The 12,297-nt window shown below is 69.7% G+C and carries 11 protein-coding genes and 2 pseudogenes; 8 read left to right on the top strand and 5 right to left on the bottom strand.

The window, feature by feature from the left end; translation table 11 throughout:
• Nucleotides 1-449: 449 nt before the first annotated feature.
• Nucleotides 450-1,781, top strand: coding sequence for a hypothetical protein (locus OG953_RS41280; RefSeq protein WP_405691070.1), 1,332 nt, complete (start codon nucleotides 450-452; stop codon nucleotides 1,779-1,781).
• Nucleotides 1,782-1,879: 98 nt separating this feature from the next.
• On the opposite strand, the pseudogene OG953_RS41275 reads toward OG953_RS41280, so the two are convergent.
• Nucleotides 1,880-2,295: pseudogene (locus OG953_RS41275) on the bottom strand (site-specific integrase); the annotation flags it as partial.
• On the bottom strand, nucleotides 2,247-2,702 hold the full coding sequence (locus OG953_RS41270; protein WP_405691069.1) for a hypothetical protein: 456 nt from the start codon (nucleotides 2,700-2,702) through the stop codon (nucleotides 2,247-2,249). The gene OG953_RS41270 and the pseudogene OG953_RS41275, both read right to left, overlap by 49 nt.
• 26 nt (nucleotides 2,703-2,728) lie before the next feature.
• On the opposite strand from OG953_RS41270, the gene OG953_RS41265 reads away from it, so the two are divergent.
• Nucleotides 2,729-3,094, top strand: coding sequence for an integrase core domain-containing protein (locus OG953_RS41265; protein ID WP_405692387.1), 366 nt, complete (start codon nucleotides 2,729-2,731; stop codon nucleotides 3,092-3,094).
• A gap of 465 nt (nucleotides 3,095-3,559) precedes the next feature.
• Here OG953_RS41265 and tpg read toward each other — a convergent pair whose 3' ends face one another.
• Nucleotides 3,560-4,117 carry a telomere-protecting terminal protein Tpg gene (gene tpg, locus OG953_RS41260; protein ID WP_405691067.1) on the bottom strand — a complete coding sequence of 186 codons (558 nt, stop codon included), beginning with the start codon at nucleotides 4,115-4,117 and terminating at the stop codon, nucleotides 3,560-3,562.
• A gap of 10 nt (nucleotides 4,118-4,127) precedes the next feature.
• On the bottom strand, nucleotides 4,128-6,368 hold the full coding sequence (gene tap / locus OG953_RS41255) for a telomere-associated protein Tap (RefSeq protein ID WP_405691065.1): 2,241 nt from the start codon (nucleotides 6,366-6,368) through the stop codon (nucleotides 4,128-4,130).
• A gap of 628 nt (nucleotides 6,369-6,996) precedes the next feature.
• Here tap and OG953_RS41250 point away from each other — a divergent pair.
• From OG953_RS41250 to OG953_RS41225, 6 genes and pseudogenes are all read left to right on the top strand, one after another.
• A pseudogene (locus OG953_RS41250) lies at nucleotides 6,997-7,176 on the top strand (hypothetical protein); the annotation flags it as partial.
• A 70-nt stretch (nucleotides 7,177-7,246) separates the two neighbouring features.
• Entirely contained in the window at nucleotides 7,247-8,545 is a 1,299-nt protein-coding gene (locus tag OG953_RS41245; protein WP_405691063.1) for a hypothetical protein, read from the top strand.
• 56 nt (nucleotides 8,546-8,601) lie between these two features.
• Nucleotides 8,602-8,943 carry an SDR family oxidoreductase gene (locus OG953_RS41240; RefSeq protein ID WP_405691061.1) on the top strand — a complete coding sequence of 114 codons (342 nt, stop codon included), beginning with the start codon at nucleotides 8,602-8,604 and terminating at the stop codon, nucleotides 8,941-8,943.
• A 30-nt stretch (nucleotides 8,944-8,973) separates the two neighbouring features.
• Complete coding sequence (locus tag OG953_RS41235; RefSeq protein ID WP_405691059.1) at nucleotides 8,974-9,915, top strand: GNAT family N-acetyltransferase; 942 nt, start codon at nucleotides 8,974-8,976, stop codon at nucleotides 9,913-9,915.
• A 128-nt stretch (nucleotides 9,916-10,043) separates the two neighbouring features.
• Complete coding sequence (locus OG953_RS41230) at nucleotides 10,044-10,337, top strand: sigma-70 family RNA polymerase sigma factor (protein WP_405691057.1); 294 nt, start codon at nucleotides 10,044-10,046, stop codon at nucleotides 10,335-10,337.
• A 59-nt stretch (nucleotides 10,338-10,396) separates the two neighbouring features.
• Nucleotides 10,397-11,164 (top strand): hypothetical protein, encoded by a 768-nt coding sequence (locus OG953_RS41225; protein ID WP_405691055.1) that lies wholly within the window; start codon nucleotides 10,397-10,399, stop codon nucleotides 11,162-11,164.
• Between the two features lie 365 nt (nucleotides 11,165-11,529).
• On the opposite strand, the gene OG953_RS41220 is transcribed toward OG953_RS41225, so the two are convergent.
• Nucleotides 11,530-12,198 (bottom strand): DUF4232 domain-containing protein, encoded by a 669-nt coding sequence (locus tag OG953_RS41220; RefSeq protein WP_405691053.1) that lies wholly within the window; start codon nucleotides 12,196-12,198, stop codon nucleotides 11,530-11,532.
• Nucleotides 12,199-12,297: the final 99 nt, after the last annotated feature.

The following is a 12,297-nucleotide window of genomic DNA, read 5'->3' as shown; positions in this document are numbered from 1 at the left end:
CTGCTGGCGCTGTATGTCGCTGCACGGCGGGCGCACCTTCGAGGGCGTGCTCGGCGCCATGGAAGGCTAGTTCCGTACTTTGCGGGTGTGGCTTTATCGAGCAGCAGTGGTGACGTCACTTGTCGATGAGTTTGGGAGGCGCCCCGAACCACGGTCGGGTGATGTTGATGAGTTTGGGAGGCACGGGGGCTCTTGCCTGGGCAGCATCGGGATGCTCTTGGTAAAAGGTACTGGTCATGCCGCAGCCTGGGCGGCGAGGCCGCCCGCCTTTGCACGACACGCCGAGTGATGGCATTGTTACATTTGGTCACTGTGAGGGCAGGTGGCGGATCCCATCCTCTGCCCGGAGTTGTGACAAATCCCGTGCACTGCCCGCCCGCTCGCACGTGATCAGGGATGGGCTGTGGCGGGCCCGTGAACAACACCTACGCAGAGGCGGTAGCTGTCCCATGGCACAGGAAGCCAGGATCGACGTCGAACTGACGTGGAAGCAGGCCGAGGAGAAGTCCTCGGCGGACAAGGTGGCGGAGTTCGCCAAGAACCTGCCGCAAGGCCCTTGGTTCGGCACCCCGACGGGCGTGTCGCGCGACAGCGACCGGCAGCCGAAGCACACCTGGCCGCTTCGGTCCGCCCGACCGTACCGGCGGGAGGTGGCCCTCGGCGAGGCTGCGGTCTACCTCGCCGACGGCCACGACGAGCTGGAGCGGCCGTTCATCTTCGCGGACGGCTTCAACTACGGCCGCAGTGACCTGCCGGGGCTGTTCGCCCACTTCAACGCGCCCTACCCGGGCAGCAACGTGGGCTTCCTCGAGCAGCTGCTCACCGCGGGCATCGACGTTGTCCTGGTCGGCTTCGAGGAGCGCCACACCTACATCCAGGCCAACGCCGGGGTGGTGATCAGCGCCATCAACAAGGTCATCCAAGAGAGGCAGGGCGGTGAGCCATTGATCGTCGGCGGGGTCAGCATGGGCGGCGTCATCACCCGCTACGCCCTCGCCGAGATGGAGAACCAGCACCAAAACCACCAGACCGCGACCTACCTCTCCTGGGACTCCCCACACAACGGCGCCTGGATCCCGCTGGTCCTCCAGCAGATGGCCTACTTCTTCGAGTCGCTGCCGGCCGAGCCCGGCAAGGTCAAGGAGGCCGAGCTGATCAGGAGCCCCGCCGCGCAGCAGCTGCTGTACGCATGGATCCCGGACGCGAAGTACGAAGGCGCCGTCACCACCTCCAGCGAACTGCGCACGCAGTTCCTGGCCGAACTGCGCGACCTCGGCCAGTTCCCGCGACGGCCGCGCAAGCTGGGCGTGGCCAACGGCACCGGCAACGGCACCGGCCGCGACCTGCCGGCCGGCACGGAGGTGTTCAAGCGGCAGGTGCCGCTGGTCGTCTACGCCCAGGCAAACTTCCAGCCCGACGGCAAAACGCGCAAGCCGATCGGTGAGATGCGGGCAGCCGGCCAGGTCCGACGGGGCTTCACCTCGTACGTTCCCGGCCTTGACGGCACGCCCGGTGGCACCCTCGGCTCCTTCGGCAAGATCGCCGCGGCACTCGGGGCTGACATCCCGGAGAAGTACAAGTTCAGCTGCTTCGTCCCCTCCGTGAGTGCGGTCGCGCTGGACTACGACCCGGCCAAGTGGGACGTCGACCCGTACGAGAAGGTCGAGGCAGCCGACGAGAAGAGCGCGCTCGACGAGTTCAAGTGCGACAGCGAGAACACCGAGCACAGCCAGGTGACCAAGCCACTGGTCGACTGGATCATGGAGCGAATCGTCCACTGATACCAACGACTTGGACAGTGCGGGACTTCGGCGGGCTACCAGCCCGGGGTGGCCGCACTGCGGCATTCCGGACGGCGGACCGAAGCGCAGGGCTGGCCCAGGATCTCGCCCGCGTTCCGCTGCTCCAGGACCGCGAAGTACCCGTCGATCTTGCCGATCTTGTACCGCATCGTCGACTGAGCCCGCTTCCCCGGCCCGGCGAAGTACCGATCGACCTCACGGGACGAGAGCTGCCACAGCACCGCGCCGTAGAACTCGCAGACCTCGATCACCGGCTTGATCAGACCGTCCAGCGTCTCCTGCGCCAGCCCGGCCGCGTCCCTGGCCACTGATACTCCGACAGTGTGTCCAGGAAGGAGCTCTCCTCGTCGAACGCCGAGATCCGCGCCTGCCGGCGCCGTTGGAGCGTTACGACGTCCGCGAGCGCTGCGACCAGCAGGCCCGTAGCGTCGACGGGCGTCTCGATCAGGACGTCAGGGTGACCCACCGACCGGTGCCGCCTGTCTCGACGCATTCCTGATACGGATTCAGCGGACCCGGCTGTTCCCGACAGCTCCAGACGGATCCTGCGGCGTGGACGGTCGTGGCCCCTTCGCCGCCGCTGTTCCAGCTCCGCGTGTAGGCGCTCGCGACCTGGAGTGCTGTGGCGCAGTCCCTGGCGTGGGCCGCCCCCACCGTGAGCCCCGATCTGCCATCGGTGCCGCAGATGATGCCGGCTGCCTCGTCGGCCACGCCGAGGCCCACGAGCAGCTCGCGGGCCTTCGCGGCGTCAGGCGGCTCCAGGAGGTCGCGGGCGGCCGGGGCCCGGCCGACGGGGCTGTGGGAGGGGGCGGCCGTGGCGGGAGCGACGGTGACCGCGAGACCGGCAACCACCGCGGCGGCCGCGAAGAAGGTGGTGGTACGGCGCAGATGACGAATCATGCCCCTCATGCTCGGGCGCGCGGGCGCTGGAGAATCGTTCCTGTACAGATGGCGTCACCCGGGCGGGTGGGAAGTCGTACCGGGGGGACCCGGCGGCGGGACGTCAGCCGGGCCCGGCCCTGGCGGCTGCGCTCGCCGCTTCCATCGGCACCGTCGGCAACGCCCTCGACAACGCTCTGATGGAATCGGCCATCGGCCTGTACAAAACGGAACTCATCAAGCCCCAGCGGCCCTGGAAAGCCCTCGGCAACGTCGAGTTGGCCACAGCCGAGTGGGTCGACTGGTGCAACCACGGCCGACTCCACGGTGAGATAGGCCACGTCCCGCCCGTCGAATACGAAGCCGTCCACTACCAACAGCAGCAAAATCCGCAGGTCACAGCCACAATCTAGAGTCTCTACCGAACCCAGAACGGTTCACACGCCGCGCTGATGTCGCGCTCGCTGGAAGCGCGGTCCCGGATGTCATCGAACGTCAACCAGCCCGCATACAGACTCAGCCCGATCCCGCCACACGCCGTCCACTGCCACAGCCTGATCCACCCAGCGCGCATCGCACATCCCCCTCGGAACCCGTCCGGCGCGATCACTGCCGCCCGGGCATCGAGCGTAGATGTCCGGCCTCAGGCAAGTCGAGGCGGGGCGCTGACCTGCAATGCCGCAACTTGCACGGAATGACTTGCTGCACGTCATGCCCAGCGGCCGGGTGTGACCGAGCGCGTCCACACGCCAGGGGTACCCCGTCACCTGCCGGAAAGCCCGCGCGCCAACTGAACTGCTCACTGGTGCCAACTCAAGTACACAAGTGCCAACCGAGCTGCACAGTCACAGGCGCGCGGGCTGTTCGGGGCGTGGCCTCTACAGGTCGAACTCCAGGTGTTCGATGTCCGTGAAGCGGACTTCCTCCAGGGAGCCGGCGCGGCGGCCGCCGTCCTGGAAGTACACCTCCTTGAGCGCTTGGGCGGCGATCTCCCTCAGCTCCTGGTCGCTGGCGCCCTGCTCCTGGGCGTCGAAGAGGCGGGCGGCGTACTGCGGCGGCAGGGCGACGGTCAGGTGCCGGCTCCGGTCCTGGTCCGTCGACCCGATCGGGGCGGTGTAGCCGAGGCGGGCCCGGGTGTCGATGACGATGCCGCCGGTCGTGGCCGCCTGCTCGCGGGCCTTCGCCCGGATCTGCGGCTGCCACCGCTTCTTGACCTCGCGCTCTATGCGGGCGGCAAGGTCAGGGCGGGGCTTCTTGATCTGGTCCTTCACGTACCGCTCGACGGTCCGCTGAGAGACCCGTAGCATCTGGGCGACGGCCTTGGTGCCCTTGTACTGCTTGACCAGGTACCGCATCTGCGCGCCGGCCGACTTCGGGATCGGGCGGGTGAACGCCTTCTGCACCGCTTGGTCCAGGCCGTCCCCGAACATGCTCATCGCGGTCTACCTACTCTCCGTTGTCCTTGTCGGTGACGGTGCCGTCCTTGATGTACCGGGCGAGGTTGAGCTCCGGGGCGTTGAACTGCTCGCGGACGCCCTCGCCCCACAGCACGCTCTGCGTGCCCTCCCACTTGACCAGGCCCGGGTTGACCCCGAGCTTGAAGCCGCCCGGCAGCGGCTTGCCCTCCCGGTAGGGCAGGAAGTCCAGCGGCGACTCGCCGTCGACCGCGTACACGACGCAGTCGGAGAGGATCGCGACCGGGTACTGCCCGGTGAACGCCGCGTGCTTGACGATCTTCCGGTGCAGGTTCATCCGCGTGCGGGAGATGACCGCCGCGCGGATGTCCGGCCGCCACGTCGGCCGGGACAGCGCCCGCCACGGCTCGCCCGGCCGCCAGCCCTCGCCCCGGGGCCGCTCGCGCAGCTTCCCCAGGCCGCCCTTCACCGTCGCCTTGACGGCGGACACCACGATCGCCAGCTCCGGGTCACGGCCGCGGTAGCCGTCCATCGCCGCCAGGAAGTCCTGCGGCGACAGGTCCGCGTCGACGCCGAGGTCGGCCATCGTGGCGAGGTAGGCGTCGCGCAGCCGGTTGTACCAGCCGTCCAGGTAGCGGCCGTTCTCGTACCGGACCCATGCCTCGATCGGCGCGACGTCGTAGCCCAGCTCCTGGGCGTAGGCGACAGTGGGCGTCGCGTACCAGGCCGGTCCCTCCGGGCGCTCGCCCTTCGGCGTGAACGGGCTCGGCAGCAGGCTGGCGTCCAGCTCCGCCCACTTGTCCTTGCCGACCTTCACCCGGGACAGGTCGACGTGCGACAGGTCCACCAGCCAGCTTCCCGGGAGCTTCGGGTCGAACGCCGGGTTCTTGACGTGCGTCGGCGCGCCAAGGCCGACGATCAGCCCGTTCGCTCCGGCGGCGAAGGCCATGTTCACGTCGATGCCCACCAGGTTCCGGCGCAGGCATTCGTCGTCGGTGAGCGGGCGCGCCCAGTCGTACGCCTCCTCGAACAGCTTCTCCGCCGGGCCGCGGACGTGGAAGCGGGGCAGGTCCGCCAGCAGCGGGTGCCCGTCGGGGGCCTCGCACGGCGCGCAATCGACCGGGTCCTTCCCCAGCGAGCCGGGGTTGTGCTCGGAGTGCCGCTTGCCGTCGGCGTCCGGCTCGGAGGCCCGGGTCGCCGGGTGCAGCGCGGTCATCAGCTCCAGGCCGGTGACGGCGGTGGAGCCGCGAGGCGTCATCACCCGGGACGCGTACACGCCCAGGACCCGGGCGAGTTCCGCCGGCGGAAGCTGCCCGGCCTCGCCCCAGTGCCGGGTGTCCAGCGCCTGCCAGGACGGGATGCACAGCTGCACGCAGGCCCGCTCCGAGCCCCGCGCCGGGCGGTAGATCCGCGCCCACGGCCCGAACCCACGCTTCGTCAGCTTCCACTCCGCGCGCACCAGCTGCTTGATGACCTTGTGGCCCTCCGGCAGCCGCCCGGCGAGCCGCTCCTCCTCCGTGAGGGCGACCGGCAGGCCGTAGCGCTCCAGCGCGGCCTCCGTGAGCACGAGCAGCGGGTCGGCGGCCTTGCCCGGACCGGACAGCTTCGACTGCCCGAGCTTCGCCTCGCGCAGCGTCCAGTCCACCAGGGCCGGAATGGACTTGGCGGGCACGTCCAGGACCAGGCCGCCGGGGCAGTACGCCAGCACCTTCCCGTCCTCGACGTCGACGACCGCGAGCGGCCCGTTCTCGAACCGCGGGTCGGCGCCGTCCACCGGGGTGGCGGCCGGGGCCGCCTTCGTCGCGCCCGGGCGCCGCGACGTCGACGACGGCCTGGTGGTACGCGCCGGACGCGGCGCGGCCGCCGGAGCAGCGGCGCCGGGGGCCGGGCTGGTCTGGGTGTTCTCGGATGCAGTCATGGCCGCAGCCTCGGGCGCCGGGCCTGTGGACAGAGTCTGCTCCGCCGGGGCAGGCGTACCGGTGAACGTGACCGGCACCGCAGCGTCCTGGACGGGCGCGGACGTGTCGGCCGGGGCGGGGTAGAGCTCCGCGAGCTTGTCCAGCAGCCGGGCGTACGCGTCCCGCTCCGGCGGGCGGGGCTCGGTCTTGCCGGACTCCCAGCCGCTGACCGTGGCCCGGCGCACCTTCAGCGCGGTGGCCACCTCATCGATCGTCAGGCCGTGCGCGGCACGCAGCCGCTTGCGCTCCGCCGGTGGCGGCAGCGTGGCGCGGGACGCGAGCAGCGCGTCGACCGCGTCGAACAACTCGGACATGGAACACCTCCTGACCAACACTCTACCCCACGAACCGTACGGATAGCGTACGAACGCCGTACAGGTAGCGCTCCTTTCGCGTACGAGTGTTATGTTGACCTCGATCTGTCAACAGCTGGAGCCGTCCGGGGGGAACCGATGGAAGAGCGCAGCTGTCCTGTCTCTGTGTTGTCCGGGCAGTCTCGGAGATCTCCGGGCAAGTGAGCTGACGTCTCAGTCATCTCCGGGCATTTGGTGGGGTGTCTCGGTCTTCTCCGGGTACGCCGCCTCTTCGCTGTCTACGGTCGTCGTGGCTGGTCGGCGTCGTACCGGAGGCCCGGGTGAATGTGAACGAGGCGTCGGCAGAGGACGTCGAGCTGGAGTACGTCAGCGCGGCTGGGCTTCGTGAACGCGGGTCTTTGGGGCTCCTGTGGTCGGTCCCGTTTGAGTCGGTACGGCCCGAGCGGCGGCTCCCGGCTTTCCGGGGTCAGGGGAACTGGTGCGGCTGGTATTGGTCGGCGGGGTGGCAGGCATGTGGGATATGAGTCGTGGCTGGAGCACGATCGCCTGATGCTGCTCGACTTCGACCCGCTGGTGACGGGCATGTCCTCACAGCCGTTTCGGCTGTCCTGGGCCGGACGGGAAGCGGGTGCGGCACACGCCGGACTTCTTCGTCCGGCGCGCGGATGGCACGGCCCTGGTGGTGGACGTGCGCCCGGATGAGCGAATCGGGCCGGGGGACGCAGTGAAGTTCGCGGTGACCGCGGCGGCATGCCAGTCGGTGGGCTGGGACTTCGCGCGGGTCGGCACGCCGGAGGCCGCGCTGATGGCGAACGTGCGATGGCTGGCCGGCTACCGGCATCCGCGGGTGCACCGCCCTGGCGTCGCCGGCCGAGGGCATGGCGGGCCTGGGCGACACGATGTACTTCGGCATCTACCCCGGAGGCATCATCTCCTCGGCGAAGCTGGACGCGGCGACCCCGGCCGTCTCCGAGAAGTTCCGTCTCGGCTCCGAACAGGACCGGCCGTACGTGATGAAGGCCCACGACGGCAAGCTGCTCATCGGCTCCATCCCCGACTACGGCAAGCTCGGCGGCGCGCTGACCATCTACGACCCCGACGACGGGGAGAAGAAGACCTACCCCGACATCGTCCACAACCAGAGCGTCGCCGGGCTCGCCCAGCGCGGCGGACGGATCTACGGCTCCACCACCGTCTACGGCGGTCTGGGGACCGACGCCACCGAGTCCGAGGCCAAGATGTTCGTCTGGGATGTCGCCGGCGAACGCAAGGTCAAGGAGTTCACCCTCGACCTCCCCGGCCTCGACAGCCCGAAGATGATCAGCGGTCTCAGCTTCGGCCGCGACGGCCTGCTGTGGGGCGCGGCCGACGGATTCCTGTTCGCGATGGACCCGGACACCCTCCAGGTCGTCAAGTACAAGAAGGTCTACCCCGAGGTGAAGAACTACGGCATGTGGCGGCCGGTCTACCTCCGCTGGGGCGCCGACGGCCTGCTGTACACCACCCTGGCCAGCAAGCTCACCGTTGTGGACCCCAAGACCATGGACCACGTGACACTCGGCGACTACGACGAGGAGGTCGCCTTCATGACCCTGGCCCGGGACGCCGACGGCCACGAGAACATCTACTTCCTCGGCAAGACGGCGGAGTCCCGGCTGCGGATGATCCCGGTGCGCCACGGCCTGGCCGGCGCCGTGGCCGTCGACAACGCCGGCTTCGAGGTGGCGCCGCTGGACGACGGCGCCGTCCCAGGGTGGCAGGGCGGTGGCACTCTGTTCACCCTCTCCCAAGAGCGGGCGTACACCGGCAGACGCAGCATGAAGATCGTCGATGCGGCCCGGAGCGGCCCCGAGGCGTCGGCGGAGCTGACCAGTGAGCCGGTGCCGGCTGCCGCGGGGGCGTACTACCGGGCCCGTGCCAAGGTATACATCGAGGACGGAAGCACCGACGATTCGGTGCTGCTGCTGAGCTTCCTCGACGGGGCCGGCCAGCCGGTCGGCCGGATGGCGAGCGCACCGCTCCGCAGCGCGGACCAGCGGCGCTGGATCGACGCGCAGGCGAGTGGTACGGCTCCGCCTGGTACGGCGTCGGTCCGCGTCTCGCTGTACTCGTCCGCGTGGAACCTCATGACCGGATACGTCGACGCGGTGAGCCTTCAACAGACCAGGCGCGGGTGACACCCACGCGCGGACACCAGGCCACGGCGACCGTAGGCCGTGGCCCGGTGTCGTCGATGCGGCGCTCAGCCCTCGCCGTCGAACTCGCACCGCACGGCATCACCGCCAACGCCCTCGCACTCGCACTCGGCACGGTCCGGACCCCGATCGACGGCGCGTTCCCCTTCGACCGCGATGCGTTCGAGACGGCCTACCGGGAGCGTATTCCGCTTGGCTGCTACTCGGTGCCCGACGAGAACGTGGGCGCGCTGCTGCTCGCCTCGGACGCCGGGGCGTACACAACGGGGCCCGGATCGTCGTGGACGGCGGCGTGCTCGCCGAACAGATGCACCGGATGCGCTTCATCTGCCACGCCGCGTACGCGGCGTACGACGCTCAGCTCTGCCACCCTTTGGTGACCGGGTCAGCACAAAAGGAAACTTGACGCCATGACACACACCTTGCGCACCCTCGCCCCGGCCGACGAGGCAGCCGTGCACGCGCTATGGGCGATCTGCTTCGACGCCCCGCACCTCCCGGCGCTGCACGCCCTGGACCCCGACCGCCACCGGCGGACCTTCGTGGCCGCGCGCGGTGACACGGTCGACGCCGTCGTCTGCTACGTGCCGCGGCAGCTCCGCGACGCCCACGGCCGGGTCGAACGGGTGGGCGGTATCGGCAATGTCGCCACCCTCCCCGAGGCACGGGGCCAGGGCCTGGTTCGCCGACTGCTCACCATTGCCGCCGAGGCCATGACCGCCGAGTCCTGCGCATGGTCCCTGCTGTTCACGGCCACTCCCGGGGTCTACGAGCCCTCGGGCTGGACCGGCTTCCGCACCTCCTGGGCTGAGGGCCCGCTCACCACTGTTGGCCCACCCGAGCCCCGCTTCCGCATCCGTGCGGCCACCCCGACCGACGCCCCGCGGCTGGCAGAACTGCACGCCGGATTCAACGCCGCACGCCCACTCACCGCGGTGCGGACGGCCAACGACTGGATCCACCGCGTGCCCGCCTGGTACGGCCCCGGCGCCGAATGGCTGATCGCCGAGGACAACGGGGGGACGGCGGTCGGCTACACCGTGACCCAGCACATCGGCGAGGCCGTCGAGGTCCGCGAGTGCGCGGTGACGGAAGCCGCACCGGCGGCCCTCGGTGAGTTGCTCGCTGCGGTGGCCCGCCGGGCCCGTGCGGCGGGCGCCGCAGTCGGCCGGGCCCACCTCCCCGAGGACCCAGCCGTCCGCGCTGCCCTGCCCCGGCTCCTCGCCCAGGATCAGGCCCGGGAGCGGACGCAGACGGTGGGTATGGCCCGCCCGCTCCTTGCCCCGCCGGAGGCGATACGCGCCACGCTGCAGGCCACGGGAGCAACCCATTGGCACGGCGACTCGTTCTGAGCCAACAGTCCCAGGGCCCGATGCGTTTGCCTGCCGTCCACTCAGCAGGGCACGTCACCGGGTGAAGTCGGGCCCCGCACGTCGATGGCCGCCCGGATTTCGGGGCCGCCGCGTTCGACACCGTGGCGATGGAGCGAGCGGCGTCCGACGAGGAGCGGTTCGCCCAGTACGAGGAATCCAGTGCGTTGTTCAAGGTGCTGAGCCGCCTGCCCGATCAGCAGCTCGACGTGATGGTCCTGCGGCACCTGCGCGGCATGCCGCCTTCCACCGTTGCCAATGTCCTCGGTGTTCCGATTGCCTCCGTCCGATCCGATGAGCGGCACGCCAGGCATGTGGTGAAAGCCGTTCTCGGTACTGAAAGCGACCCTGAAAGGAATGCACTGCGACCGCTATCGACGAGCTCTTCTCGCGGGCCCGGCTGATCGACCATCCGAGCAGGCCGGAAGATCCGTACGACAGGATCTCCGGCGCGGGCGGGCTCGTGGCCGGTGAGTCCGGCGCCCGCTCCGCAGACCTGCTGAGTGAGGCGGCGAACCAGGATCTGCTGGCCTTGTGCGAGGCGCTGGTGTCACGCACCCCCACCTCCGCGCTGAGCGGGTTCGTGACCGAGCAACTGCTCGATCCGGACGGAGCCCGGGTGCTGGGCTGCATCCTCCAGCTCGCCGAGTCGGAGGACGGGGCCCGGTCGTGGTGGCAGTACGCCTCCGGAGCCGGAGACAAGGCCGCGTCCTACTGCCTTTATCTGCACCACCTGTCCCTCGGCGAGAACGACGCCGCAGCCTGGTGGTACGAGCAGACACAGACGGACAGTTGCCCGGCCCTCTCCACGCCGACGAAGAGATCCGCCCCTGGCCAGAAGGAATCGCAGGGATCCTGGACCATACCGGAGACGGTACGGAGCGTCGACACCAGCACGCCTACCGTGCTGCGGGTGCTCCGCCAGCCCCTCCACCGCAGTGGCCGCCGCCGCTCCGAGGTAGTCGACGCCCTGATGCAGTACCTCCCCACAGCCGTCGCGGTCGGGTACGTCCACGATGAGCCGGACGTCGATCTGCCTCTGCCCGGGCCCGACTTCGCTGAGCAGGTCGGAATTCTGGTCGCGGCCGCGTCCTCGATCAGCTTCGGGGACAAACCCCGCCGTCGTGAAGGAGGCGGGACCCACATCAGGCGCAGAAGCACCAACGACGACTCCGGCGAACATCAACGGACAGACGAAGGAGCAGAAAGCGCCGTACGAGGCGGCAGATGACGACCCAGCAGGAGCCCGGTTCAGCGCGCAAGGCGAGCCGATTCCCTGGACGGCGCGCCCGCCCGAGCGCAGACATCCGGCTGAGTGAGCGGATGCACTCCTGGAACCAGCTCGTCTGCGTCAGAACAGGGCGGGCCTGCCATCATCGTGACCGCGACCAGGGGCGGAGCGACGATCCGAGCCTGGCCCGGTCCCCCACGCCTCCGACGTCCGTGCCGCCGGGGCCGGCCCCCGGGAAGGATGCGGCCAGGAGGCGCTGAAGCGGGCGGCGGCCGCCGCGTACCGCGGCGCGGCACCTGCCGCGCAGTCCGGGCCGGTGATCCCTCGGCAGGCCCGCCGCCAGGAGCAGCCCGCGGGCACCACCCCTAGTTGGTCGTGTGTGTGGGGTAGACCTCAACGTCGGTGTAGGCGCCCTTGATGTCCCCCGCGCCTGCGGGCCACTTCAGGCTCACGGTGTGGGTCTCGTTCGGGGGCGTCACCAGGATGTTGGTCGGGGACGCGAGGCTGTCGCCGGTGTTGTCGATGTCGTAGGCGAGGTTGAAGACAGCGGCGTCACCGGGCTTCAGGATGGTGACACGCGGCTGGGCGTGGCCGCGCTCGATGGGGTTCGAGGTGTTGTCGGCGTCCTTGATGTCGACGCCCGCGAAGCCCGTCGCCGAGCAAGTGGTCGAACCCCGGTTGATCATGGTGATGTCGATCCTGCCGGAGACCTCGTCGGGCGCGGCGTCCGTGGCGTCGATGGCCAGGTCCTCCGTCTTGCAGAACGTGACCTTGCCGCCGGTCTTCGTCGCGCCGTTCGCGGCTGCCTCTGCCTCGGTGTCCTCACCGGCGCCCGACTTCGCGTTGCCGGCCTCCGAGCCGCCGGAGCCCGAGCCGCCCTCCGACTTCGAGCCACCGTCCGAGGACGAAGAAGACGAGGACGAGGAGCTCTTGGAGGACGAGTCCTTCCCGGAGCTGTCGCTGCCACAGGCGGTGAGCGAGAGGGTGGCCGCGACGCCGATGGCGGCGAGAGCTGTAATGCGGGTGTACTTCATGGTGTTCCCCCAGGAGTAGCGCGGTGCATGCGGTCGGAAGTATTTGTATCCCGCACCGAGTCACAGGCGGTCCTCCGCGACGTCTTCGTTCCGTCACAG

Source organism: Streptomyces sp. NBC_00057 (assembly GCF_045041165.1).
Lineage (GTDB): Bacteria > Actinomycetota > Actinomycetes > Streptomycetales > Streptomycetaceae > Streptomyces.
The sequence above is the reverse complement of the archived record's forward strand: the minus strand, read 5'-3'. Positions and strand labels throughout refer to the sequence as shown.